The sequence below is a fragment of the Microbacterium sp. UCD-TDU genome (genome assembly GCF_000340625.1).
In the GTDB taxonomy this organism is placed as follows: Bacteria; Actinomycetota; Actinomycetes; order Actinomycetales; family Microbacteriaceae; genus Microbacterium; species Microbacterium maritypicum.
In genome coordinates this window covers 135,114-158,684 of record NZ_KB454446.1, presented here as the reverse complement: position 1 = coordinate 158,684, position 23,571 = coordinate 135,114, and the positions used below count along the sequence as shown (strand labels likewise).

Here is a 23,571-nt window from a genome sequence, read left to right as displayed (position 1 = left end):
GTGCACCCGGAATGACGGGGCATCCTTGCTCCCGTTCACGCCGCGTTCACGATGTCGGGGTGGAATCGGGGCGTGAGTCGCGTTCGGATACCGGTCGTCGTGCCGCCTGTCCTGGTCGGGGTGGCACTCGTCGCGCTCCTGGTCGGCCTCCGTCTCGTGCTCCGGCAGCAGGCGGCGCTCGCACGACGGCGGATCGGGAAGCCGCTGGGTGAGGACGCGCTCGACGCGGATCGCCTGTGGCGTCGAGGTCTCGACGGAGAGCCCCTCGAACTGCTCGTACTCGGCGACTCGATCGCCGCAGGCCTCGGGGCCGAGCATCGCAAGGAGACCCTCGGCGGGCGGCTGGCGAAGGCGACGGGACGCCGGATGCATCGGCCGGTGCGGCTGCGCACGGTCGCCGTCGTCGGCTCGGAGTCGCCCGATCTCCCCGGCCAACTCGATGCCCTGCCCACGGATTACCGTCCGCACGTGGCCGTGATCGTCGTCGGAGGGAACGACGTGACGCACCGGGTGCCCGTGGCGCTGTCCGCACAGCACCTGCACGACACGATCCACCGGCTGCGGGAGAGAGGGGCCGAGGTCGTCGTGGGCACCTGCCCCGACCTCGGTGCGCTGCGCGCGGTGCCGCAACCTCTCCGCCGCCTCGCCTCCAGCCTGTCCCGTCGTCTGGCCGAGGTCCAGGACGAGACGGCACGGCGGGCGGGCGCCGAACCGGTCGATCTGCGTCGAGCGGTGGGACCGATGTTCTTCGACGAGCCCGAGGCGATGTTCAGCCTCGACCGCTTCCACCCGAGCGCGCTGGGCTATCGCCGCACAGCCGAGGCGCTGCTTCCCGCGGTGTGCCGTGCGGCCGAGGCATCGCTCAGCTCGCGCCGTCTGCCGGTGCCGCGCTGAACGAGGCCGCCCATTCCGCCACCCGGCGGCTGCTCTCCTCGTCGGAGATGTCCTCCACACGGGTCATGACCGACCAGCGCACCCCGAACGGGTCGCGGATGCTGGCGAACCGGTCGCCCGAGACGAAGGGTGCCGGGGCTTCGCGCACGGTCGCTCCCGCGGCGACGGCCTTCTCGACGACCGCATCGACGTCGGAGACGTACAGCCCCATCGAGTAGCAGTCGTCGTCGCCCTCGGGCGAGGGCACGAGGCGGTACTCGGGGTTCGGCTCTCCGAGCTGGAGCAGGCCGAGACCGAAGTCGAGGTCGGCATGGGCGACGACTCCGCCGAACTCGGTCACATCGACGACGCGTGCGCCGAAGACATCGCGGTAGAACTCGATCGCCTGCTTCGCATCCGGGATCGCCAGGAAGGGAGTGAGCGAGGTGGCGCTGTTCGGGCGGCCGTTCGTCGTGTACGTGCCGCTCGCGCCGGTCGTGGGGGTGTCGTGTGTCGTGGTGCTGTCGGTGCTCATGCCGCCACGCTAGGCCGGGCGAGGTACCGGTGACTTGAAGATCCGCGACAGCCTTCGGGCGTCGGCGGTGGACCCTACGCTGGGCGCATGGTGAATCCGACCCGTGGTGTGCTGTATCCCGCTCGCCTTCCGCAGTTCCACCGGCTGCCGGCACCGTCGGCGGCGACGGGTCTGGTCGCATGGTTCTGGATCCCGGAGTGGGACATCGCACCAGGGCGCTCCTCGCAGCAGGAGATCGTCGCCTATCCGGCCCTCAACCTCGTCGTCGATGCGGAAGCCGTGACGCTGTCGGGCGCGACGACCCGCGCGTCGCACCGCGACCTGCGGGGGAGCGGATGGGCGGTCGGTGCACTTCTGCGACCGGCGGCGGTCGGTGCGCTGATCGAGGATCCGTCGTCCCTGGTCGACGGCGAGCGGGTGCTCGACCACGAGGCCGGCGATGTCGCCGCGCTTCGCGATGCCGTCGTCTCGGCGATGGGCTCGGACGAGAGGCACAGAGAGCGTGCGGTCGAGGCCTTCTCCCGCTGGCTCGAAGAGCGCGCGTCGCCGATCGGCGATCCTGCACGCCAGGCCAACGCGGTGATGGACGTGCTGATGGGCGATGACCCGGCGCTCACCCCGGAGGAGGCGGCGACCAGGCTCGCCGTCTCGGTGCGCACCGTGCAGCGGATGACGCACCGCTATGTCGGCCTCTCACCCGCCGCGATGATCCGGCGTCGGCGGTTGCAGGAGGCGGCGCAGCGTGTGCGCGAGGAGCCGGGAGTCGATCTGGCCTCGATCGCCGCCGAACTCGGCTACGCGGATCATGCGCACCTCACGCGCGACTTCCAGACCGTGCTCGGGATCGCCCCACGGGCCTACCGCTCCGAGGCGATCGGCTGACCTCAGAGCGGTGTGAGTCTCGGCCCCGCACAGTTCTCACCTCTCACGCCCGCGTGAACCGCAGCCGTAGCACCCGGTATCCCACGCCGAGGAGCACCACGGCGGTTCCGACCAGCGACGCGAACACGGGCAGGGTGTTCATCAGGACCAGGCATCCGAGGGCTCCGAGAACCTGGACGACTCGTGGGTAGCGTCGTGCGCGCCCCGTCTGCCGGAAGGCGGCTGCATTCGCGATCAGGTAGTAGAGGAGCACGCCGAAGGACGAGAAACCGATGGCGCCGCGCAGGTCGGCGACGAGCACGATGGCGATCACGATGAGAGCGATGGCGATCTCGGCGCGCTGCGGAACCTGATGGCGCCGGTCGATCTTCGCGAGGAATCGAGGAACATCGCCCTCGCGGGCCATAGCCAGAGTCGTGCGGCCGATTCCGGTCAGCAGCGCCAGGAGAGCGCCGAGCGAGGCGGCAGCCGCTGCCACGCGAAGAACCGGAGTCCACGCCGATGCGCCGGCGGCGGTGAGCAGGTCGACCAGCGGTGCCGTCGAACCGACCACATCGGCGCCGAGAACGAGCACGACGACCGCACCGACCAGTGCATAGACGACGACCGCGCCCCCCAGGGCGAACACGATGGCGCGGGGGATCGTGCGCGCGGGATCGACGACCTCTTCGCCCATCGTCGCGATGCGGGCGTAGCCGGCGAACGCGAAGAACAGCAGCCCGGCGCCCTGGAGCACCCCGTAGACCGTGGCATCGGGCAGCGGGGTGGGAGAGGCGGTCGGGGTGGCTGCGAATCCGAACCCGACTGCGACCGCGAGCCCGAGCAGCGAGCACACGACGAGGATGCGGGTGACCAGGGCCGTGCGGGTCACACCGAAGCAGTTCACGACGGCGAGGAGCACGACCGCCGCGACGGCGACGGGCACCTGCCAGCCGGCCGGGACCGCATACGCGGCGAAGGTCATGGCCATGGCCGCGCAGCTGGCGATCTTGCCGATCACGAAGCTCCATCCCGCGATGAAGCCCCACCAGGGACCGATCTCCGCGCGGGCGTAGGCGTACGTGCCACCGGCGACGGGGTGCGCTGCGGCGAGCTGCGCCGACGAGGTGGCGTTGCAGTATGCGACCACGGCGGCGATCGCGAGAGCGATGAGGATGCCGCTCCCGGCGACGCCGATCGCGGGAGCCCACACCGCGAAGACGCCGGCGCCGATCATCGAGCCGAGGCCGATGGCGACCGCATCCGCGAGAGTCAGGCGACGGGCGAGGGGCATCCCGTCATCGTGGCACGCGACGGTGAACGGGGGGTGACGCGGCTCCTGCGTGGGCCGGGGCCGTCACCTCGGCGGGCAGTGTGAGGGTGGCGGGATCGGAGCCTCCCACACGCACGGTCTGTTCGCTGGCGAGCAGGCGCGAGTGATCGCGCACCGGATCGTCCGTCCCGGGGTTGCGCAGATGCAGAGGGTGGGCGCCGGACGACACCTGCACGCGCAGACGCGACCCGGCGGCGAAGCGGTGGGCGAGGGGCGCGAGTTCGAGCCGCACGGTGCCGGTACCGTCGGTACTCGCACCGTCGATTCCCGCATCGTCGGGGGAGAGCCGTCGATACCCGTCGGTGACCGCCCGCGAGATGCCCCGGGTGTCGACCTCGCAGAGACGCACGAACAGGTCCGCGCGGGGATGGGACGACGAGAACGGCAGGGCGATCTCGGGCACTCCGATGACCAGCAGGTCTTCCGGGAGCGGATCGCCGGTGAACACGAGTACATCGTCCCGGCGTTCGCGGACGCGCTGTCTGCGTCGTCCTGCGGAGAACGGATTGAGCGTGCGTCCGCCGCCGTCCGGGGTCGGATCCGCAGGGTCGTAGCGGTACGTCAGGTCGGCGGCGGGGTGCTCGGCACCGCTCCGGTCGAGTCGTCCGTCGGCGGTGAGGGTCACGGTCATCGCCGTGTGCGGCGGAGGCCAGCTCGGAAGCTCCCGCCGCCCTCCGCCTCCGGTCACGTCGAGGCGCACGCCGTTCGTGGCCGCGTCCGCGGTGAAGGAGCGCAGCGCCTCGCGGACCCCGATGACGGTGATCTCCGGAGCGCCGTGCACCCAGTCGCCGATGATGAGGCGCACCGGGCGGTCCGCGTCGCGGAGGGCGGCGTAGTCCGCCAGCTGACCGACCAGGAACAGGTCCTGCCATCCGGCGACGAGCGTCACGGGCGGGATGGTCTCCACATCCTGCGCGAAGTGCATCGGCTCCCACCACGGGTCGCCGTGCTCGCTGTGCTCGACCCAGTCGCGGAAGAACTGCGGGTCCGCGTCACGCGCCACGCGCACCGCCTCCGAGGGGGGAATCGCGAGCGCCCCACGGCGGAAGGCGCTGCGGGCGCGCAGCAGCGCCCAGGCCTTCGACGGCAGCGATCGTTCCTGGATGTCCAGCGCGTAGGCCCAGGTGAGTGGAGTGTCGATCGAGAATCCGCCGCCCGGGTAGAGGATCGCGTCGTCGAAGCGTCGTGCGGAGATCGCGATGCCCAGGGCGTCGGGACGCTCGTCGCCGTCGCAGTAGGCCCACTGTGTCACGCCGAAGTAGCTTCCGCCCCAGGAGTGCACACGGCCGGTCGCCCACGTCTGCGCGCGCAACCAGCGCATGGTCGCCTGCCCGTCGGCGACCTCGTCGTGCAGCGGATCGAACGCACCGCCCGAACCGAACGTGCCGCGGCAGCTCTGCACCACCACATGGTGCCCGCGTTCGGCGAGGAAGAGCGCCACCCCGGCGATGCCGTCGCGACCGTACGGAGTGCGGATCAGCACGGTGTGCCCGCCGGCTCCCTCCGCATGCCAATGGTCGGTGAGGAGCGTGGTGCCGTCGTCCGCCGGGACGGGGATGCCGGCTGCCCGAACGACCTCGTGGTGCGTCCGCGGAGGCATGTCCGCGGCGCGGTTCAGGCGCCGGTACTCGCGACGGGCTGCGCCGCCGAGACAGGGAGCATCGGTCATCGCACGCCCTTCACTCGGGTGACCGCGAACGCGGCGATCACGGCCATCACGACCGCGCCGATGTAGAGGGCCGCGAAGTTCTCACCTGTCGGCGAGCCTATTCGGGTGGCGAAGAATCCGAAAACGGGTACGAGGATGCCCGGCAGCAGGTACGCGAGCGCCACGATGCCGAGGTCCTTGCCGGCGTCCTCGACGGAGGGGAGGCACTCCGTCATCAGGGCGACGTCTGCCGCGATGTACGCTCCCTGCCCGGCTCCGACGATCGCGATGCCGACGAGGAAGAACGCGATGTCTCCGAACGAGATCGCCAGCACCAGCCCGCCAGCGCTCGCGAGAGCGCCGATGATCACGCTCGGCTTGCGGCGCCCTGTCCGATCGGAGATCACGCCGAAGACGAACGCCATCACCAGGTTCATCAGGGTGAAGGCCGCGGTGGCCTGCGTCTGCACGGCGGCGATCTGGGTCGGGTCGTCGATCCCGAAGCGTCCGGAGATCGTCAGGTAGAGGTAGCTCGTGACCGACACGATCGATGCGGTCATGAAGAAGCGGCACACCCATGCCCAGGCGAAGTCGGGGTAGCGGCGCGGGCTCAACCAGAAGGTGTCCAGGACTCCGCTCCAGTCCATCGGCTCCGCGGGTTCCAGGCGACGGATGTCCTTCAGGGTGAAGAACAGAGTGATCGCCAGGACGACGGCGAGTCCGCCCGGGATCAGGAACATGCCGACCTGACCGATCGGGGCGACGGCGCCCGCGAGGGAGACGCCGCCCAGGATCCCGATCGCGGTGGCGGCGCCGGTGACGGCCGACATGATGGCGCGGATGCTGCGGCGGATCTGGTCGGCGAAGAGGGTGTGCACGGTCATCGAGACCGCGCCCCACCCCACGAGCACCAGGATCGTGCCGACAGCGAGCACGAGGAGCGACGGGGCAGTGGCCTGCACCGCGTATCCGGCCAGGGCGATCAGAGAGCCGGAGAGGATCCACGGCCGACGGATGCCGAGCCTCGACATCGAGCGGTCGCTGAGGCGGCCGAAGATCGGCGTCGTGATGAGGATGGCGGCCCCGCCGAGCGTGAGGATGATGCTGAGGTCGCCCGTCGCCCGATCGGGATCCCACTCCTTGAGGAGCTGGGGGATCGCGACGCTGGCGACGCCCTGGGCGATGCCGGATCCGAGCCAGGCGAGCACGAAGGAGATCCAGAACCAGCGCGTCTGGCGCTGTCCCGGGATCGCATCGGCGGTGAGCGGCGGAGCGGGGTCCGCGGGGAAGACAGGATCGACTGCATGGGTGGACATCATCGTCTCCGGGTCGGGGTCGGGGTCGGGGTGTGGAGTGGTCACGGGTGCGTACCGGTGGTCAGCGCCGGATCGGCGATCGGGAGGGGGGTCGTGTCGTAGGCGTCGGCGAGCTCGGCGACCACCACGTCGCGCCACATCCGAGCGCCCTCCCAGCGGCGGGTGAGACCGGGGGAGGCGTGATCGTGGCCGGGTCCGATGCGCAGCCTGACGGGGACCCCTGCCTTCCGCAGCGCATCGGCATAGGCGGTGGCCCCGTCCCGCAGGGGATCGAACTCGGCGGCGAGGATCAGCGCGGGGGCGAGCCGCCGGTGATCCGGCGCGTCCAGCGGAGAGGACTCTGCGAGGGGAGCTCCGGCGCGATAGACCTCGGCGAGCTGTTCGACGCTTTGCCTGTCGGCCGGGCGCAGGTAGCGGTGCATAGAGTCCCCGACGATCCGCAGCGCCGCGGGGAGAACTTCGAGCGTCTGGTGGTGCAGGGGCGTTCCGGCGTCGCGCATGCGCAGGGCCGTCGTGGCCGCTATCGTCGCGCCGGCGGAGTTGCCGCCGACGCCGAGTCGGTGCGCGTCGACCGCCAGCTCGTCGGCGCGCTCCCGGATGTCGGCGAGTGCGGCGACGGCGTCGTCGACCGGAGCCGGGAAGGGATGCTCGGGCGCCAGCCGGTACTCCAGCGCGATGATCTGCACCGCGGAGCGCAGGGAGCGATCAGCGCACAGGCGCTCGTTGAGAAGCTCGTCGATCGTGCCGCCGGTCCAGCCGCCGCCGTGCAGCCACAACATCGTCGGCAGTGCACCGGTCGACGATCCTGGTCGGAATCGACGCGCGCGCAGCGGACCCGTCCCGCCGGCGACCACGAGGTCGTCGACCAGCACGCCTGCGGGAACCGCTTCGGTGAACTCCACCGCCAGGAGGTCGCTCAACTCCCGCTGCGCCCGGCGTCGTGCTCCCGGCTCGGGGGCCTCGAGGTCGGGAAGGGTCGGGGAGAGCTCGCGGATGCGCTGGATCCACTCCAGGATCTCGGCACTCAACGGCGGCTGGCGGTATTCCTGTTCGCTCATGCCGCCCCTCTCGCGTGCAGCGTGCGCAGCTCCGAGACGACGAGACGGTGCGCGACGTCTGCGGCGGGCACGTATCCGGTCGAGCCGAGCGAGCCGTGGGTCTGCCCGATGAAGCGCATCGCGGTCACGGGCACGCCTGCGGCGGAGAGCGCGCGGGCGTAGGCCTCTCCGTCGCCCCGCAGGGGATCGAGTTCGGAGGTGAGGATGAGTGCGGGAGGGAGCCCCTCGTGCGACGTGGCTCGCAGCGGCGAGGCGTAGGGGAGGCGGGCGAGGGCGGTGTCGTCTCCGAGGTACTGCCGAACCAGGGTGCGGCCGGCCGCGCGCACGATCACTCCTGGCATGCGCGCATCGATGCCGCGCATGTCGGCGTGCCCCATGGTCAGATCCAGCGCAGGGTTCTCCAGCAGCTGCAGGACTATCGGATGCGCCGAGCGATCGCGGTTCATGAGTGTCACGGCCGCGGCGAGGTCGCCTCCCGACGATGCTCCGCCCACGGCCATCCGCTCCGGCGACCCACCCAGCTCCTCCGCGTGGGCGCGGGTCCATTCGAACGCCGACCAGCACTGCTCCGGTTGCGCGGGGAATCGCTGCTCTGGTGCGTGGGCGTAGTCGGCTGCGACGATCACGATCCCCGCATCCCGCGCTCTCACACGGAAGCGGGCGTCCCAGGAGACCCAGTCGATCCCGGCGATCGTGAATCCTCCGCCGTAGTAGTAGACCAGCACGGGAAGGCCCGATCCCGCCGGCGCGCGCTCCTCGCCGGGCCAGTACACGCGGACGCGCACGTCGGGATGTCCGTCGACCGGAACCGTGTGCTCTTCCGAGGCCGTAGGGAGCGGCGCGATCCCGAGCGCGGCGCTCACGGTGTCGTCGTTGCGCGCAGCGACTCGGCGTCGTCCTGCGGGGTCTGCGGGTTCGTCTTCGAGCAGCGGAGCGACTCGCTCCTCCCACGCGGCGACCGCGCTGTCGAGCGTCGGACGCTGGAATCGGGACCGGGGCGTCGGCATCGGTCATCTCCTTCGACGAGTTCCGCACCGACGGGTTCCGATCGTGCGGGTTCCGACCTAGTCTGGGCAATCGAAGAACTTCGATGAAGAAGGAAGTCCGACCATGCGCGCACGACCGGGACGGGTCACCATCTACGACGTCGCGGAGCGCGCCGGAGTGAGCATCTCCACCGTGTCGCTGGCGGTGAGCGCCCCGCATCGGGTGCGACCCGAGACCCGCGAGCGCATCGTCGCCGCGGCCACAGCGCTCGGGTACCGGATGGCACAGGGTCGACGTGTCGGAGCCGCGCGCATCGCGGTCGCCGCACCGTTCACCACCTACCCCTCGTACCTGCGCCGCCTGTCCGGAATGCTCCGTCGGGCGAGGGACGCGGCCGTGGACATCATCCCGTACGACCTCGATTCCGCCGCGGCTGCCGACGAGCCGCTGCTCGACGTCCTGCCCACGCGCACGGATGCCACCGGGCTCGTGGTGATGGGGGTTCCGCTGGGCGGGGCCGCACGCCGGGCGAGCAGGGCGGCGCGCATCCCGGTCGTCTACGTCGACGTAGTGCCGACGCGGTCGGACGTGGACGGTCCGGTCGTCCTCGTCGACGATCGCGACGGTGGTGCGCAGATCGGGCGCCACCTCGCCGAGCTCGGGCATCGCCGCGTCCTCTTCGTGCACGAGCCGCAGCGCTCGCCGGCCTACGTGTCGGCGGGGATGCTCCGTATCGAGGGGCTGACCCAGCATCTGGCGATGACCGATCTCGCCGTCGCCGAGCCCTCCGCGGTCGATGGCCGGGTGATCGCTGCGGCCCGAGCCGCGGGTGCGACGGCGATCGTCGCGAACCACGACCAGTTCGCTGTCGAGGTGCTCGCGGCGCTACGAGCGGATCCCGGCACCGCCCCGCTCGCGGTCGTCGGCTACGACGACGGCGAGGTCGCCGAGGCGCTCGATCTCACGACCGTGCGACAGCCGTTCGAGGAGAGCGGGCACGCGGCTCTCGAACTCGTCCTCGGTCTGGTGTCGGGGGCATCGACCGCTCACCGCACCCTCCGGCTCGCCCCCACCCTGATCGCGAGGTCGTCGACGCTCGCGGTCAGCCCTGGGAAGCCGTGACGCGCTTCTTCTCCCGGATGTAGACCTCGCGCCGTACTCTCGCGACGACGTCGCCCTCCCGGTCGGTGATGACGGTCTCGAACCACTCGAGCACCTTGGCTCCGCCCCGTGCACGCTCGCGGATCTCCTCCGCCTTCTCCTTCGACACCTCGAACTCGGCCGTGAGCACCCCACGGCCGGGCTTGAGGAACTCGATTTCTCCCCGCGTGTCCCACACGACGTGGTCGCGTCCGAGCTGATGCATCACCAGCATGAAGAAGTACGGGTCGGTCATCGCCGACATCGAGCCGCCGAACGCGGTCTTGACGTAGTTGCGGGTGAAGACGTTCACGTGGAGCTCGACCGTGGCGTGGGTCCAATCCTCGCTGAAGCGGCGGATGCGGATGCCGCTGAAGAGGTTGGGGATCCACAGGCTCATGCCGATCGCGAGACGGCGGGGAGTGATGCGCATCACGCCAGTGTGGAGGAACGAGCAGAGAGCGACAAAGACGTCTGGAGGGTTGTCACAGTTGTTATAGTTCGCATAGAATAAATAGCGATTCCACGAGAGAAGGATCGGATGCTCATCCGTGTCGATACCGACAGCCCCCGTGCGCTGTACGACCAGGTCGCGGCCTCCATCCGCTCCGACATCCTCACCGGGGTCCTCGCTCCGGGCGATCGCCTTCCCGCGGCACGCGATGTCGCCGAAGCACTCGACATCAACCAGCACACCGTGCTGCATGCGTACCAGCGACTGCGTGACGAGGGTCTGGTCGACCTGCGTCGCGGCAGGGGAGCGGTGATCGCTGCCTCGGCCGCGCCGCTCGCAGAACTCGCCAACGACATCGACGATCTGGTGCGCCGTGCCGCGGCACTCGGCGTCTCCGCCGACACGCTCGCCGGCATCGTTCATGCGCACCGTGACGCCCGCACCGGCATGGACCCGATCGAGAACCCCGAGGAGGATTCGCCATGACCCATCGTGACGCCACCCACGACCTCACCCGCACCCCGCCGCAACTGCTGCGACGCGCACGAGTGGCCTTCTTCCTCGTCGCGGTGATCGTGCCGATCGTGATCACCGCCGTCGCCGTCGTCATCCTCCTCACCTGGTTGCCCACGCTGCCGGCACAGGTCGCGACCCATTGGGGTCCGAGCGGTGCCGACGGATTCGGGGCGCCGTCCACGTACCTCTGGCTCCTCATCGGGCTCGGGATCGGGCTGCCGGTGCTGATGGCGGTCGCGACGCTCGTTTCCGCCGGTGCGCACTGGGGCGGCACCGCCCGCCTCATGGGCGCGCTCGCCGCGGGCATGGCCGCACTGGCGGCGATCCTGAGTCTCGGATCCCTCGCGATCCAGCGCGACCTCACCGATGTCTCCGACGTGCCGGGCGTCGGCGAGACCTTCGCACTGGCCTTCGCCGGGCTCGTGGCCGTCGGCGGGATCGCCTGGGCCGTGCAGCCCCGCGTCCGCCCCGAACGCGGGCGCACGCTGGAGCCGCGGTATGCCGTGAACGTGGCGGAGGGGGAACGCGTCGTGTGGGTCGCCACGACGACCATGCCACGCGGCGCGCTCGCTTTCCTGTTCCTCGTGCTCCTCGGCCTGGTCGCGCTCGGTGCGTTCATGCTCGGCACCGGTGTCGAGGGCGGATGGATCGTCGCCGTGGTGGTGCTCTTCGTGGGCTTCGCGCTGGCGGCGACAGCTTCCTTCCGTGTCAAGGTCACGCCGGAGGGCTTCTCGGCGCGGGCCCTGCTGAGGTGGCCGCGCATCCGCATCCCACTCGACGAGATCGAGTCGGTGCGCGCCGTCGAGATCTCGCCGTTCGCGGAGTTCGGCGGCTGGGGGTGGCGCATCGGCGTCGACGGACGGTCCGGCATCGTCATGCGGCGCGGCTCGGCGATCGAGGTCTCCCGCCGCGAGAGACGGCCGTTCATCGTGACGATCGACGGCGCGGAAGAAGCCGCGGCGCTGCTGCAGGCCTATGTCGACCGCTCGCGAACACCCGGCACCTCCTCGACCGACTCCGGAAAGGCGACCTCATGAACGACCAGACCCTGCACACGCACCGCGTGCCGTGGACCGCGGTGATCGTCTTCGTTGCGGTCTCCTTCGCCCTCGCCTGGCTGGTGGCGCTGCCGTTGTGGCTGGGCGACGGTCTCGCTGAGCCGATCTCGGTCCTCCTGCTGCCGGTGATGATGTTCACACCCGCGGTGGCAGCCCTCGTCGTGACGTTCGTGATGCGCGTCCCCGCGCGCGGCCAGCGTGCACGGTTCCTCGGACTGTGGCCGATGCGGCCGGCGAAGCGGGTGATCTGGCTCATGGTCGCCGGCTGGCTCGTTCCGCCACTTCTGGTGGGTCTGGGCATCCTGCTTTCCGCCGCGCTCGGATTCGTGCAGCTCGATCTGACGTTCGCGGCCTTCGCCGCCGAACTCGAGAAGGCCGTCCCGGCCGGCACACCGCTGCCTCCTGTCCAGGTCATCGTGTTCGCGCAGCTCGCGATGATCCCCGTCGGCGGGCTGTTCAACAGCCTGTTCGCCTTCGGCGAGGAGCTCGGCTGGCGCGGCTGGCTGCTTCCGGCGCTGCGCCCGCTCGGCACCTGGCCGGCCCTGATCCTCAGCGGGGTGATGTGGGGCGCGTGGCACAGCCCGGTCATCCTTCTCGGCTACAACTTCGGGCGCACCGACCTCACCGGCGTGCTGTTCATGATCGGCGGATGCGTGGCCTGGGGCATTCTGCTCGGGTGGCTGCGCCTGCGCTCGGCGTCCGTGTGGCCGGCGGTCATCGCGCACGGCTCGCTGAACGCCGCGGCGGGGTTCGTCCTCATCGTCGCCGCGACGCAGCCCGACATGGCCCTGGCCGGACCGCTCGGCGTGGCGACGTGGGTCGTCCTCGCCCTCCTCACTGTCGTGCTGGTGCTGACCGGGCAGTTCCGCGCCCAGCCCGAGCTCTCCGATGCTCCGGGGCGCCTGCTCTCCGCACCGCGGTCTTGACGGACGGCAGCGGCGGGGGTTGGCTGAGGCCATGGAATCCACCCCCGCTGCCTGGTCCGAAGCCGACGCCTTCCTCTCCGATCTGCTCGTCGGACCCGATGCGGATCTGGAGTCGGCGCTCAGCGCGCAGCGCGAGGCGGGCCTGCCCGAGATCGAGGTGGCTCCTGTCGCCGGCAAGCTGCTGAACCTCCTGGTCCGCATCAGCGGTGCGCGGCGGGTGCTGGAGGTCGGCACGCTCGGCGGCTACTCCACGATCTGGCTCGCTCGCGCCGTCGGTCCCGGAGGGCGCCTCGTGACCATCGAGGCGGAGTCCGACAACGCGGCGGTCGCCCGCGCCAGCATCGATGCCGCCGGCGTCGGCGACCGCGTCGACATCCGTGTGGGTCGGGGGGTGGATGTGCTCCCCACGCTGGTCGGCGGGTTCGACCTGGTGTTCATCGACGCCGACAAGGAGTCGAACACGATCTACCTCGACTGGGCGGCGAAGCTCGGCCACCCCGGCACCGTGGTCGTGCTCGACAACATCGGGCGTGAAGGCGAGATCGTCCGCGACGACAGCACCGACCCCAAGGTCGTCGGCACGCGTGAGGGACTGCGGATGCTGGGGGAGGACCCGCGATTCGACGCCACCGCCCTGCAGACCGTCGGCGTGAAGGGCTGGGACGGCTTCGCCATCGCCGTGGTCGTCTGATATCGACGGCGGCGGGTACGTGTGCGCGAACCTGTCGGTCGAGTCCCTGATCCTGTCGGAGGGCCGGGCTAGACTGAGCGCGGATCGACGACGCTCCACACAACGTTTTCCCCCTGAGCAAGGAGCACATCAGTGGCACTGATCGAGGCTGTAGGCGCACGCGAGATTCTCGACTCGCGCGGAAACCCGACCGTTGAGGTGGAGGTCCTCCTCGACGACGGCATCGTGCAGCGGGCGGCCGTGCCGTCCGGCGCATCCACGGGCGCGTTCGAGGCGTACGAGCTCCGCGACGGAGACAAGAGCCGTTACGGCGGCAAGGGCGTGCTCAAGGCCGTCGAGGCCATCATCGACGAGCTCGGACCGGCGATCGAAGGTGTCGAGGCGAGCGAGCAGCGCATCGTCGACGAGATCCTGATCGAGGTCGACGGCACCGAGAACAAGAAGCGCGTCGGAGCCAACGCCATCCTCGGCGTCAGCCTCGCCGTCGCGAAGGCAGCGGCCGACTCGGCCGACCTCCCGCTCTTCCGCTACCTGGGCGGCCCGAACGCGCACGTGCTGCCCGTTCCGCTGTTCAACGTCATCAACGGTGGCGAGCACGCCGACAACGGCATCGACATGCAGGAGTTCTTCCTCGCCCCGATCGGTGCGCAGACCTACTCCGAGGCGCTCCGCTGGGGCGTCGAGACCTACCACGTGCTGCGTGCAGAGCTCAAGGCCGCGGGCTACGCGACCGGCCTCGGCGACGAGGGCGGCTTCGCTCCCGACCTGCCCAGCAACCGCGAGGGACTGGACTTCCTGGTGAAGGCGATCGAGAAGGCCGGCTTCACGCCGGGCACCGACATCGCCCTCGGCCTCGACGTCGCCGCGACCGAGTTCTTCAAGGACGGCGTCTACCGTCTCGACAACAAGGACTGGGACGCCGCGGCGCTCACCGAGTACTACGTCGGACTCGTCAACGACTTCCCGATCGTCACGATCGAAGATGCTCTCGCCGAAGACGACTGGGACAACTGGAAGCACCTCACCGACGCGCTCGGCAGCAAGGTGCAGCTGGTCGGCGACGACCTGTTCGTCACCAACCCGCAGCGTCTCGCCGATGGCATCAAGCGCGGCGTCGCGAACTCGCTGCTCGTCAAGGTCAACCAGATCGGCACGCTCACCGAGACGTTCGACGCGGTCAGCCTCGCTCAGCGCTCCGGCTACACCGCGATGCTCTCGCACCGTTCGGGTGAGACCGAAGACACCACGATCGCCGACCTGGTCGTCGCGACCAACGCCGGACAGATCAAGGCGGGTGCTCCTGCGCGCAGCGAGCGCGTCGCGAAGTACAACCAGCTGCTGCGCATCGAGGAAGAGCTCGGCGACGCCGCGGTCTTCGCCGGCCGCTCCGTTTTCCCGCGCTACCAGGCCTGAGCGCACCGCTACACCGAAGAAGCCGCCGTCTCGGCGGTGAACACCGCCGCTGAAGCGGCACGACGAAGGAGGAGCCGTGGCACGACGACCGGCTCCTCCTTCGGCGTCTCCGGGACCGCAGACGCCGCGACCCGCCGGCACGATGAATTCGAAGAAGCCGGCCACGCCCGCCGCATCGTCCTCCGCACCGCGCTCATCGAGCAGGAGCCGTGGTGAGGCGCCTCGCGTCGACGTCCGCGAGTGGGCGTCCGGCATCCGCCTCTCGGCCTTCTCCGTCATCATGCTCTCGCTGGTGGTGCTGGGTGCCTGGGTGCTCGTGCCCACGCTCGGGACCTTCATCGATCAACGTCAGAAGATCGCGGCCCTCGAAGCGTCGGTGAAGGTGAGCGAAGACGAGATCGCCTCCCTCGTCGCCGAACGTGAGCGCTGGAACGACCCCGTGTACATCACGACGCAGGCCCGCGAGCGCCTCTACTACGTCAAGCCCGGAGAGGTCGTGTATCTGATCGACAACGACCTCGATCCCGCGGCCCTTCCGCGGGAGCAGGAGCCCGTGAGCGACACGATCGTCGAGAAGCCGACGGACTGGATGCCGCAGTTGCTGCGCACCATCGTCTCGACCGGCCTCAGCGATACGGCCGCCGTCGCTCCCTGACCGTCCCGTCGAGCAACTTCCCCGGCGGCTCCCCTACGCTGGTGAGGTGACCACGCCGCCGTTCCCTGCCCCCACGCCCGCCGAGCTCGCCGTCGTATCGGCCCAGCTCGGCCGTTCCGCCCGAGGTGTGGTGGGCATCGCGGCCCGTTGCGCGTGCGGCAACCCGACGGTGGTCGCCACCACACCGCGTCTGCCGGACGGTACGCCGTTCCCGACGTTCTACTACCTGACCCACCCCGCGGCGACCGCGGCGATGTCGACGCTCGAGGCGACCCAGGTGATGCCGGAGCTCGCGGCCCTTCTCGTCGACGACGAGGCAGTGGCGTCGGCGTATCTCGCAGCCCACGAGGCCTACCTCGCCGACCGGAGGCAGTTCGGCGAGGTCTCCGAGATCGACGGCATCTCCGCCGGGGGAATGCCCACGCGCGTCAAATGCCTGCACGCTCTGGCCGGGCATGCCCTGGCCGCAGGCCAGGGTGTCAACCCGATCGGCGACGCCGCACTCGCTCGATCCTCCTGGTCGCCTTCGGTCTGCCGCTGTGAAGACCCTGGCGCCGCCCTGCGCGATGAGGCGGCTTCCGCGGTATGACCGCACGCCGGACGCTGCGCAGCGCTGCCGCCATCGTGGTGGTGGCGGCGACTGTGCTGCTCCTCGGCGTCGCGCCGACTCCGGCCCCGATCCCCGACGACCCTGCCGACCCGGTGCGGGCTTCGGAGTACTGGCTCGACGGGGCGCGGATCCGCGAGGCCTGGCAGACCACTCGTGGCAAGGGCGTCACCATCGCGGTGATCGACACCGGCATCGGCAAGGTGCCCTCGGTCTTCGGCGATGCTGTCGTGGGTGGCACCGATGTCTCGGGGTCAGGCACTCCGGACGGGCGCACGCCCCTGGGCGCCGTCGATGGCAATCACGGTTCGTGGGTGGCTTCGCTGGCTGCCGGTCGCGGTGCGCCCGACGGGACCGGCATGATCGGCGTGGCGCCGGAAGCCAACCTGCTCTCGATCTCGGTGGGATTCAGCGCGGCCGCCGCTGTTCCGTTCACCGAGCAGGTGGCGAAGGGCATGCGCTGGGCCGTCGACAACGGTGCCGACATCATCAACCTCTCCTTCACGACGAACACGCTCGATTGGGACAAGAGCTGGGACGACGCGTTCCTATATGCCTTCGAGCACGACGTGGTGGTCGTGGTCGCCGCCGGCAATCGGGGGAGTGGGACGAACATCATCGGCGCCCCGGCGACCATTCCCGGTGTACTCACGGTCGGTGGCGTCGACCAGACCGGCGTGGCGAGCATCGAGGCGTCGACCCAGGGCATCACGATCGGGATCTCCGCGCCCAGCGAGGGGCTCATCGGCGTCTCCGCAGACGGCACGGTCGTGCCGTGGCGCGGAACCAGTGGTGCGGCGCCGATCGTCGCGGGAGTCGCAGCGCTGATCCGCTCGGCGCACCCCGACATCAAGGCGATCGATGTCATCAACCGCATCATCAAGACCGCGATCCCCGTCCCTGATGCGGTCAAACCCCAGGATCCCCTCTACGGATACGGACTGGTGGATGCCGCAGCGGCGATCTCGGCGAACCTTCCCGCGGTGAGCGAGAACCCCATGGGAGACCTCGCCGAGTGGATCCGCGTCTTCCGTCGCGCGGAGACGGAGCCGCAGCCGGTTCCGACGATGACACCCGTCGCCGTCCCGCCTCTCCCCGCGCCCGATGCGCCCACCGAAGCCGGTTCACCGTTGCTTCCCAGCGCGGATTCATTGCGCTACGGTACCCTGCCGCTCATTGCGCTCACGGTCCCTGGTATCCTGGTAGCGCTTGGCGTCACCGCAGCTGCCCGGCGCATCCGATCGGCGCGCATTTCCGTACGCCACACCCCCGACTCCGAGGAGTAGTTCTTCTGTGCCTCAGAACAGCACTGTGCCCAAGATCCTGATCGTCGGCGGAGGGTACGCGGGTTTCTACACCGCGTGGAAGCTCGAGAAGCACCTGCGCAAGGGCGAGGCCGACGTGACCATGGTCGACCCGCTGCCGTACATGACGTACCAGCCGTTCCTCCCCGAGGTCGCCGCCGGCTCCATCGAAGCCAGGCACTCGGTGGTCGCGCACCGCCGTCACCTCAAGCGCACCAACGTCCTCACCGCCAAGGTGACGAACATCAACCACGCGCAGAAGGTCGCGACGATCACGCCGCCCGTCGGCGAGCCGTACGAGTTCGCGTACGACCAGATCGTCGTCACGGCCGGTGCCGTCTCGCGCACCTTCCCGATCCCCGGGATCGCCGACAACGCGATCGGATTGAAGACGATCGAAGAGGCCGTCGCGATCCGCGACAAGGTCATGTCGAACTTCGACAAGGCCGCCTCGCTTCCCGCCGGTCCTGAGCGCGACCGTCTGCTGACCGTCGTCGTCGTCGGTGGCGGCTTCGCGGGTATCGAGGTGTTCGCCGAGCTGCGTTCCCTGGCGTCCGCGCTGGTGGGCAAGTACCCGCAGATCAGCTTCGAAGACACTCACTTCCACCTCATCGAGGCGATGGGCCGCATCATGCCCGAGGTCTCGCTGCAGACCAGCGAGTGGGTGCTCAAGGACCTCGCCAAGCGCGGCGCCAACGTGCACCTCGACACGCAGCTGACGAGCGCGGTCGACGGCAACGTCGAGCTCTCCACCGGCGAGGTCATCCCGACCGACGTCATCGTGTGGACCGCCGGTGTCATGGCCAACCCGACCGTCGTGCGCGGCGGCGACCTGCCCGTCGAGGAGCGCGGTCGCATCCAGACCCGCGCCGACCTGCGCGTCGGAACCCCCGAGGCCTTCGTCGAGGGCGCGTGGGCAGCCGGAGACGTCTCCGCTGTCCCCGACCTGTCGGGCGGTGGCGTCGGCGGCTTCTGCGTGCCGAACGCCCAGCACGCGGTTCGCCAGGCGAAGCTGCTCGCGAAGAACCTCGTCGCCGTGCTGCGTGGGGAGAACCCCAAGGAGTACCTCCACAAGAACCTGGGCGCTGTCGCAGGTCTCGGCCTGTACAACGGTGTCTTCCAGTCCGGAAAGATCGCCCTCAAGGGCTTCGTGGCCTGGGTCGCGCACCGCGGCTACCACGGTCTCGCGATGCCGACGTGGGAGCGCAAGTTCCGCGTCATCTGGGGCTGGTGGAACAACCTGTGGCTCGGCCGCGACCTGGTGAACCTCGAGACCGTGCAGAACCCGCGTTACGTCTTCGAGGAGTTCGCCGCGCGCCCGCGTCCGGCCGCTCCCGCCGCTCCCGTGGCGGACGCTGCTCCGGCGGCATCGGCCGAGGCATCGGAGAAGCCTGCTGCGAAGAAGCCGGCTGCGAAGAAGCCCGCGGTGAAGAAGCCTGCCGCGAAGAAGCCTGTCGCCGAGAAGGCTCCCGAGCCGGCCGAGGCTGCAGCCAAGTAACAGACCCTCGAGTACGACGATCGGCCCTGTGCGCTCTGCGCCGGGGCCGATCGTCGTCTCTGCGGAGCGTCTCCGAGGCGGTGCACAGGTACAGCCGGTATCGTCGCGCAGGCAAGGGGAGTACTCCCGAATGCGGCGACGTCGTCATTACGAGCACGAGATCGTGCTCCGGCCCGCCGGCCCGTGAGGGTGGAGGAGACCTTGGCACCCGCATCGCGGGCTGCCGAGAGACCCTGCCGTCATCCTGACGTGGTGGATCCTGGGCGGTCCGCACCACGAAAGGGACCACTCATGGGAAAGCTCTCCCGACTGATCGGCATGGCATCCGAGGCGCTCGAGAAGAACGCCGGTTCGGCGCGCAACGGTCACACGGCTGACGGATCACGCGCACAGGACGGGTCCCGGTCGACGGATTGGGGCGGCATGCTCCGTGGCGCCGTCGACGCCGTTCGCGGGCAGGGAGAGCCGGAGCGGTCGCCGAGCCAGAGCCGTCCGGCGACGGCCGACCCGTACGCACCGCCCGCCGCGCCCAGTGAGCGGCTTCGGTCCACGAGCTCCGCACCGTCTGCCGCCGACCCCTACGCACCACCGTCGCCCGGAGCCTCCCGGGCCTCGCAGGCCATGAGCGATGCGGACCGTGCCGCCATCGCCCGCTACGACTACCTGCTGCAGACGGCGGATCCGCAGCGCGTCGAGCAGATCCACCGCGACGCGTTCGCGCGTCTGACCCCTGAGCAGCGCTCGCTCGTCGAAGCCCGCATGCGACAGGAGCTCGAGCCGGGCGAGCGTCCGCGGTCGTCGTCGCCGGATGACCTCGCTCGCGCCGCCGGACGTGCCGAGGCCATGAACCCGGGGCGGATGCGTGGTCTGCTGTCGCGCGTGCGCGGTGCGGGTGTCGGCGGTGCTGCGGTCGTCGCTGGGGGCGCGGCGGTCGGACTGCTCGGCGTGGTGGCCGGGGGTGCGGTGCTCAGCACGGTGGCGGGTCCTCTTCTGGAGCAGGCCGCGAACATCGGCGTCGACTTCGGCGCGTTGGCGGAAGGCATCGATGTCGAGTCCCTCGCCGCCGGTATCGATGTCGAGTCCCTCGCCGGGGGTGCGGGCGATCTGATGGGCTCCGCGGGCGAGACGGTGTCGGGGCTGGGAGAGGCGGCGAGCGGCTGGGGCGAGCAGCTCGGCAACCTCGGCATCCCCGGTATCGGCGATATCTTCGGGCGCTGACCGCGGATGGCTCTCACTGCTGCTGCCGATCACGGCTTCACCGGGCTCACCGGATTCGCAGCCGATGTCCTCACCGCGCTGGGGGACATCGGCGTGGGCGTGCTGGTCTTCCTCGAAGTCCTGGTGCCGCCGATCCCGAGCGAGGTGATCCTGCCCTTCGCGGGGTACCTGAGCCAGAGCGGCTCCCTGAACCTGGGGTGGCTGATCTTCTGGAGCACGCTCGCGTCCTGGCTGGGGGCGCTGCTGCTGTACGGGCTCGGCGCGGCCATCGGGATGGATCGCGCGGTGCGGATGCTCGCCGCCACAAAGCTGGTGAGCCGCTCCGATCTCGAACGCGGATCGGAGTGGTTCGTGCGCAGCGGCGGCTGGACCGTGCTGGTGGGAAGGATGGTCCCCGGAGTGCGCAGCCTGATCTCGATTCCGGCCGGGGCCTCCCGCATGAACCTCGCGACGTTCAGCATCTACACGATCATCGGCAGCGGGCTCTGGAATGCGCTTCTCCTCGGGGTCGGAGCGGCGCTGGGCACGCAGCACGAAAAGCTCGAGCAGTACCTCGGGTACCTCGACTACGCCGTGTACTCGGCCATCGCGATTGCACTGGTCGTCCTGGTCGTGCGTCGCATTCGCGAGGCGGCGGGCGAGCGGAAGACGGTCGCGCCGGCGGAGGACTGAGTGCGGATGTGCCCCCGCTGGGACTCGAACCCAGACTGAAGCGATTTTAAGTCGCCTGCCTCTGCCATTGGGCTACGGGGGCCTCCTCGCCAGCCTATCGGCGTGCCCGGATGCGACGCGGTGCCTTCGGGGGTGATCCGCAGTCCGGGGAGGCCTTAGTGTGGGGGAGTGCTCGACCTCATCGACGAACTGAGCCCCGCCCACGGTGCGCCCGCGGTCGCCCCCGAATGGGAGGACCCGGCCCGCTACTGGCCGCGCCTGTCCGCTGCGACGGGGCATCTCCCCGCGCCGGTGGCGGTGATCGACCGGGAGGCGCTCCGCTACAACGCGATGGACCTTCTGGTGCGGGCAGGCGGGCTGCCGATCCGGGTCGCCTCGAAATCGGTACGCGTGCGGTCCGTGCTCGATGCCGTGTTGAAGCTCCCGGGGTTCCGCGGCATCCTCGCCTTCACGCTCGAGGAGGCGCTGTGGCTCGCCGAGACCCATGACGACATCATGCTCGGCTATCCCACGGTCGACCGTGCGGGTCTGGCACGGCTCTTCGCCGACGAGCAGGCTGCTCAGCGCATCACGCTGATGATCGACGACCTCGTGCACCTCGACCTGCTCGACAGCGTCGCAGGGCCTGGTTCGCGTCCGGAGATCCGTGTCGCGATCGACGTCGATGCCTCCTGGCGCTCCTCGCTCCTCGGTCACATCGGCGTGCGCCGTTCGGCGCTGTTCAACGCGGGAGAGGTCGCCGCTTTCGCTCGCAAGATCGTCGCCCGTCCGGGATTCCGGCTCGTCGGACTGCAGATGTACGACGCGCAGATCGCTGGGCAGGGGGACGATGCCGGCCCCGATGCCCCGCTGATCCGGATGGTGCAGTCGCGCTCACGGAACGAGCTGCGCGAGCGCCGGGCGGCCATCGTCGCCGCGGTCGGAGAGATCACGCCGCTGGAGATCCTCAACGGCGGCGGAACGGGGTCGCTCGAGTTCACCGGAAGCGATGAGTCGCTCAGCGAGGCGAGCGCCGGAAGCGGGCTCCTCGGCGGCCATCTGTTCGACGGGTATCGTTCGTTCCGCCCCGCTCCGGCGTCCGCATTCGCGTTCGACGTGGTGCGGCGCCCGGCCATCGACATCGCCACGGTGCTCGGCGGAGGATGGATCGCCTCTGGCCCCGCTGTCGCCTCGCGTCAACCGCGTGCCGTCTGGCCGCAGGGGCTCCATACCCTCTCCCGCGAGGCTGCCGGCGAGGTGCAGACGCCCCTGCAGGGACCGGCGGCGACATCGCTCGGCGTGGGCGACAGGGTCTGGTTCCGGCATGCCAAGAGCGGCGAGCCGGCCGAGCGCATCGAGAGCTATCACCTGGTCTCGGGCGACGAGATCATCGACGAGCTGCCGACCTACCGGGGCGAGGGAAAGGCCTTCCTGTGACGAGAATCGGTGGCACCTGGCAGAACTGGGCTCGCTCGGCCTCCGTGCGGCCCGTGCGCGTGGAGCGTCCGCGCACCCCCGAGGGCGTGCAGCGGGCGGTGGTCGCCGCGGTGAAGCAGGGGCTTCCGGTGAAGGCCGTCGGCGCCGGCCACAGCTTCACGGGCATCGCGGTCGCCCCGGGTGTCCTGCTCGAGCTCGACGACCTGCAGGGACTCGTCTCGGCGGATGCCGCGACGGGACGCGTGACCCTGCTCGCCGGCACCCGGCTGCACCGAATCCCCGGACTTCTCGCCCCGTACGGGCTGGCGATGGAGAACCTGGGCGACATCGATCGTCAGTCGATCGCCGGCGCGATCTCGACCGGAACCCACGGCACCGGTGCCGCGTACGGTGGCCTCGCCACTCAGGTCGTCGGCGTCACCATGGTCACGGCAGCCGGCGAGTTCCTCCGCATCGACGAGGAGCACGAGAGCGAGCTGCTCCCCGCTGCGGCTCTCGGACTCGGCGCCCTCGGCATCATCGTCGAGGTGACCCTGCAGTGCGTGCCGGCGTTCGTCATGCACGCGATCGACGAACCGGTGCGTCTGGAGGAGGTGCTCGCCACCCTGGACGAGCGCGTGGCCGCCTCCGACCACTTCGAGTTCTATTGGTTCCCCCACACGGATATCGCGCTGACCAAGCGCCAGATGCGGCTGCCGGAGGCGACGGTGCGCAAGCCGCTCCCGGTGGTCGGACGGTGGATCGATGAGACGCTGCTCTCGAACGGGGTGTATCGCGTGGCGTGCGCTGCGGGTCAGGTCGTTCCGGCGATCACTCCGTCCTTCAGCCGGCTCGCGGTCAGGCTCACCGGAGATCGCGAGTACACCGAACTCTCGCACCGGGTGCTCATCCAGAGCAGGACAGTGCGATTCCGTGAGATGGAGTACGCGATCCCCGTCGAGAACGTCGTGCCGGCCTTCGAGGCGGTGCAGGCGCTGATCGCGCGGCGCGGATGGACGATCGAGTTCCCGATCGAGGTGCGCTTCGCCGCGTCCGACGACCGCTGGCTGTCGACGGCTCACGGACGCGCGAGCGCGTACATCGCCGTGCACCGCTACTGGCGGGCCGACCCCACGGAGTACTTCGGCGCCGTGGAGGAGATCATGCACGAGTTCGGCGGGCGCCCGCACTGGGGCAAGCTCCACACGCTCACGGCGCAGACCCTCCGGGAGCGATACCCGCGCTTCGACGACTTCGTCGCCTTGCGCGATCGCCTCGACCCGGAGCGTCGTTTCGGCAACCGCTACCTCGAGCGGGTCCTCGGCAGCTGATCGGGACGCAGGGGAGGCCGCGCGCGCCCAGTCCACGTGCAGACTGCGCGTCTAGGATGAGAGAAACACGAGGAAGGGTGGG

At 70.0% G+C, this 23,571-nt stretch carries 23 protein-coding genes and 1 tRNA gene; 16 read left to right on the top strand and 8 right to left on the bottom strand.

Features of this window, described 5'->3' with window-relative positions; all coding sequences use genetic code 11:
- Positions 1 to 72 precede the first annotated feature (72 nt).
- Positions 73 to 894 carry an SGNH/GDSL hydrolase family protein gene (locus D514_RS23545; protein ID WP_031205498.1) on the top strand — a complete coding sequence of 274 codons (822 nt, stop codon included), beginning with the start codon at positions 73 to 75 and terminating at the stop codon, positions 892 to 894.
- Here D514_RS23545 and D514_RS23540 read toward each other — a convergent pair.
- Positions 863 to 1,408, bottom strand: a complete 546-nt coding sequence (locus D514_RS23540; protein ID WP_017828740.1) for a glyoxalase/bleomycin resistance/extradiol dioxygenase family protein — start codon at positions 1,406 to 1,408, stop codon at positions 863 to 865. The two genes, D514_RS23545 and D514_RS23540, sit on opposite strands and share 32 nt — an antisense overlap.
- A gap of 87 nt (positions 1,409 to 1,495) precedes the next feature.
- On the opposite strand from D514_RS23540, the gene D514_RS23535 reads away from it, so the two are divergent.
- Entirely contained in the window at positions 1,496 to 2,290 is a 795-nt protein-coding gene (locus D514_RS23535; RefSeq protein ID WP_017828739.1) for a helix-turn-helix domain-containing protein, read from the top strand.
- A gap of 43 nt (positions 2,291 to 2,333) precedes the next feature.
- On the opposite strand, the gene D514_RS23530 is transcribed toward D514_RS23535, so the two are convergent.
- From D514_RS23530 to D514_RS23515, 5 genes are read right to left on the bottom strand one after another with little or no spacing between them, the layout of a single operon-like run.
- Positions 2,334 to 3,563, bottom strand: a complete 1,230-nt coding sequence (locus tag D514_RS23530; protein WP_017828738.1) for an APC family permease — start codon at positions 3,561 to 3,563, stop codon at positions 2,334 to 2,336.
- A gap of 4 nt (positions 3,564 to 3,567) precedes the next feature.
- On the bottom strand, positions 3,568 to 5,271 hold the full coding sequence (locus tag D514_RS23525) for a CocE/NonD family hydrolase (RefSeq protein WP_017828737.1): 1,704 nt from the start codon (positions 5,269 to 5,271) through the stop codon (positions 3,568 to 3,570).
- Complete coding sequence (locus D514_RS23520) at positions 5,268 to 6,611, bottom strand: MFS transporter (protein WP_236610908.1); 1,344 nt, start codon at positions 6,609 to 6,611, stop codon at positions 5,268 to 5,270. The genes D514_RS23525 and D514_RS23520 overlap by 4 nt, the downstream gene beginning before the upstream one ends.
- A complete protein-coding gene (locus D514_RS0119010) occupies positions 6,608 to 7,624 on the bottom strand; it encodes an alpha/beta hydrolase fold domain-containing protein (RefSeq protein WP_081603844.1) in 1,017 nt (338 codons plus the stop codon). Before D514_RS0119010 ends, D514_RS23520 begins: the two co-directional genes overlap by 4 nt.
- A complete protein-coding gene (locus D514_RS23515; RefSeq protein ID WP_017828734.1) occupies positions 7,621 to 8,631 on the bottom strand; it encodes an alpha/beta hydrolase in 1,011 nt (336 codons plus the stop codon). Before D514_RS23515 ends, D514_RS0119010 begins: the two co-directional genes overlap by 4 nt.
- A 103-nt stretch (positions 8,632 to 8,734) precedes the next feature.
- On the opposite strand from D514_RS23515, the gene D514_RS23510 reads away from it, so the two are divergent.
- Positions 8,735 to 9,733: a LacI family DNA-binding transcriptional regulator gene (locus D514_RS23510; RefSeq protein WP_017828733.1), complete on the top strand. Its 999-nt coding sequence runs from the start codon at positions 8,735 to 8,737 to the stop codon at positions 9,731 to 9,733.
- On the opposite strand, the gene D514_RS23505 is transcribed toward D514_RS23510, so the two are convergent.
- Positions 9,714 to 10,184: a PaaI family thioesterase gene (locus D514_RS23505; RefSeq protein WP_017828732.1), complete on the bottom strand. Its 471-nt coding sequence runs from the start codon at positions 10,182 to 10,184 to the stop codon at positions 9,714 to 9,716. The two genes, D514_RS23510 and D514_RS23505, sit on opposite strands and share 20 nt — an antisense overlap.
- Before the next feature lie 108 nt (positions 10,185 to 10,292).
- Between D514_RS23505 and D514_RS23500 the strand changes: the two genes are divergently transcribed.
- The 11 genes from D514_RS23500 (at position 10,293) to D514_RS23450 (ending at position 20,763) form a co-directional block, all read left to right on the top strand.
- Positions 10,293 to 10,691: a GntR family transcriptional regulator gene (locus D514_RS23500; protein WP_017828731.1), complete on the top strand. Its 399-nt coding sequence runs from the start codon at positions 10,293 to 10,295 to the stop codon at positions 10,689 to 10,691.
- Positions 10,688 to 11,758, top strand: a complete 1,071-nt coding sequence (locus D514_RS23495) for a DUF1648 domain-containing protein (RefSeq protein WP_017828730.1) — start codon at positions 10,688 to 10,690, stop codon at positions 11,756 to 11,758. The genes D514_RS23500 and D514_RS23495 overlap by 4 nt, the downstream gene beginning before the upstream one ends.
- Positions 11,755 to 12,705: a CPBP family intramembrane glutamic endopeptidase gene (locus D514_RS23490; protein ID WP_017828729.1), complete on the top strand. Its 951-nt coding sequence runs from the start codon at positions 11,755 to 11,757 to the stop codon at positions 12,703 to 12,705. Before D514_RS23495 ends, D514_RS23490 begins: the two co-directional genes overlap by 4 nt.
- 31 nt (positions 12,706 to 12,736) lie before the next feature.
- Positions 12,737 to 13,396 carry an O-methyltransferase gene (locus D514_RS23485; protein WP_017828728.1) on the top strand — a complete coding sequence of 220 codons (660 nt, stop codon included), beginning with the start codon at positions 12,737 to 12,739 and terminating at the stop codon, positions 13,394 to 13,396.
- Between the two features lie 132 nt (positions 13,397 to 13,528).
- A complete protein-coding gene (eno, locus tag D514_RS23480) occupies positions 13,529 to 14,809 on the top strand; it encodes a phosphopyruvate hydratase (RefSeq protein WP_017828727.1) in 1,281 nt (426 codons plus the stop codon).
- 76 nt (positions 14,810 to 14,885) lie between these two features.
- Positions 14,886 to 15,464 (top strand): septum formation initiator family protein, encoded by a 579-nt coding sequence (locus D514_RS23475; protein ID WP_017828726.1) that lies wholly within the window; start codon positions 14,886 to 14,888, stop codon positions 15,462 to 15,464.
- A gap of 46 nt (positions 15,465 to 15,510) precedes the next feature.
- Positions 15,511 to 16,053: a DUF501 domain-containing protein gene (locus D514_RS23470; protein WP_017828725.1), complete on the top strand. Its 543-nt coding sequence runs from the start codon at positions 15,511 to 15,513 to the stop codon at positions 16,051 to 16,053.
- Positions 16,050 to 17,357 carry a S8 family serine peptidase gene (locus tag D514_RS23465; RefSeq protein WP_017828724.1) on the top strand — a complete coding sequence of 436 codons (1,308 nt, stop codon included), beginning with the start codon at positions 16,050 to 16,052 and terminating at the stop codon, positions 17,355 to 17,357. Before D514_RS23470 ends, D514_RS23465 begins: the two co-directional genes overlap by 4 nt.
- A 25-nt stretch (positions 17,358 to 17,382) precedes the next feature.
- Positions 17,383 to 18,873: an NAD(P)/FAD-dependent oxidoreductase gene (locus tag D514_RS23460; protein ID WP_036322989.1), complete on the top strand. Its 1,491-nt coding sequence runs from the start codon at positions 17,383 to 17,385 to the stop codon at positions 18,871 to 18,873.
- Between the two features lie 291 nt (positions 18,874 to 19,164).
- On the top strand, positions 19,165 to 20,091 hold the full coding sequence (locus tag D514_RS23455) for a hypothetical protein (RefSeq protein ID WP_017828722.1): 927 nt from the start codon (positions 19,165 to 19,167) through the stop codon (positions 20,089 to 20,091).
- Between the two features lie 6 nt (positions 20,092 to 20,097).
- Positions 20,098 to 20,763 carry a DedA family protein gene (locus D514_RS23450; protein ID WP_017828721.1) on the top strand — a complete coding sequence of 222 codons (666 nt, stop codon included), beginning with the start codon at positions 20,098 to 20,100 and terminating at the stop codon, positions 20,761 to 20,763.
- A 9-nt stretch (positions 20,764 to 20,772) separates the two neighbouring features.
- Here D514_RS23450 and D514_RS23445 read toward each other — a convergent pair.
- A tRNA-Leu gene (locus D514_RS23445) sits at positions 20,773 to 20,845 on the bottom strand.
- 86 nt (positions 20,846 to 20,931) lie between these two features.
- Here D514_RS23445 and D514_RS23440 point away from each other — a divergent pair.
- On the top strand, positions 20,932 to 22,179 hold the full coding sequence (locus D514_RS23440) for an alanine racemase (RefSeq protein ID WP_017828720.1): 1,248 nt from the start codon (positions 20,932 to 20,934) through the stop codon (positions 22,177 to 22,179).
- Positions 22,176 to 23,489, top strand: coding sequence for a D-arabinono-1,4-lactone oxidase (locus tag D514_RS23435; protein ID WP_017828719.1), 1,314 nt, complete (start codon positions 22,176 to 22,178; stop codon positions 23,487 to 23,489). Before D514_RS23440 ends, D514_RS23435 begins: the two co-directional genes overlap by 4 nt.
- Positions 23,490 to 23,571: the final 82 nt, after the last annotated feature.

Coding starts and splice junctions, on each gene's coding strand:
- D514_RS23540 (WP_017828740.1), bottom strand. CDS start 1,408: ATGAGCACCGACAGCACCACGACACACGACACCCCCACGACCGGCGCG.
- D514_RS23535 (WP_017828739.1), top strand. CDS start 1,496: ATGGTGAATCCGACCCGTGGTGTGCTGTATCCCGCTCGCCTTCCGCAG.
- D514_RS23530 (WP_017828738.1), bottom strand. CDS start 3,563: ATGCCCCTCGCCCGTCGCCTGACTCTCGCGGATGCGGTCGCCATCGGC.
- D514_RS23525 (WP_017828737.1), bottom strand. CDS start 5,271: ATGACCGATGCTCCCTGTCTCGGCGGCGCAGCCCGTCGCGAGTACCGG.
- D514_RS0119010 (WP_081603844.1), bottom strand. CDS start 7,624: ATGAGCGAACAGGAATACCGCCAGCCGCCGTTGAGTGCCGAGATCCTG.
- D514_RS23515 (WP_017828734.1), bottom strand. CDS start 8,631: ATGCCGACGCCCCGGTCCCGATTCCAGCGTCCGACGCTCGACAGCGCG.
- D514_RS23510 (WP_017828733.1), top strand. CDS start 8,735: ATGCGCGCACGACCGGGACGGGTCACCATCTACGACGTCGCGGAGCGC.
- D514_RS23505 (WP_017828732.1), bottom strand. CDS start 10,184: ATGCGCATCACTCCCCGCCGTCTCGCGATCGGCATGAGCCTGTGGATC.
- D514_RS23500 (WP_017828731.1), top strand. CDS start 10,293: ATGCTCATCCGTGTCGATACCGACAGCCCCCGTGCGCTGTACGACCAG.
- D514_RS23495 (WP_017828730.1), top strand. CDS start 10,688: ATGACCCATCGTGACGCCACCCACGACCTCACCCGCACCCCGCCGCAA.
- D514_RS23490 (WP_017828729.1), top strand. CDS start 11,755: ATGAACGACCAGACCCTGCACACGCACCGCGTGCCGTGGACCGCGGTG.
- D514_RS23485 (WP_017828728.1), top strand. CDS start 12,737: ATGGAATCCACCCCCGCTGCCTGGTCCGAAGCCGACGCCTTCCTCTCC.
- D514_RS23465 (WP_017828724.1), top strand. CDS start 16,050: ATGACCGCACGCCGGACGCTGCGCAGCGCTGCCGCCATCGTGGTGGTG.
- D514_RS23455 (WP_017828722.1), top strand. CDS start 19,165: ATGGGAAAGCTCTCCCGACTGATCGGCATGGCATCCGAGGCGCTCGAG.
- D514_RS23450 (WP_017828721.1), top strand. CDS start 20,098: ATGGCTCTCACTGCTGCTGCCGATCACGGCTTCACCGGGCTCACCGGA.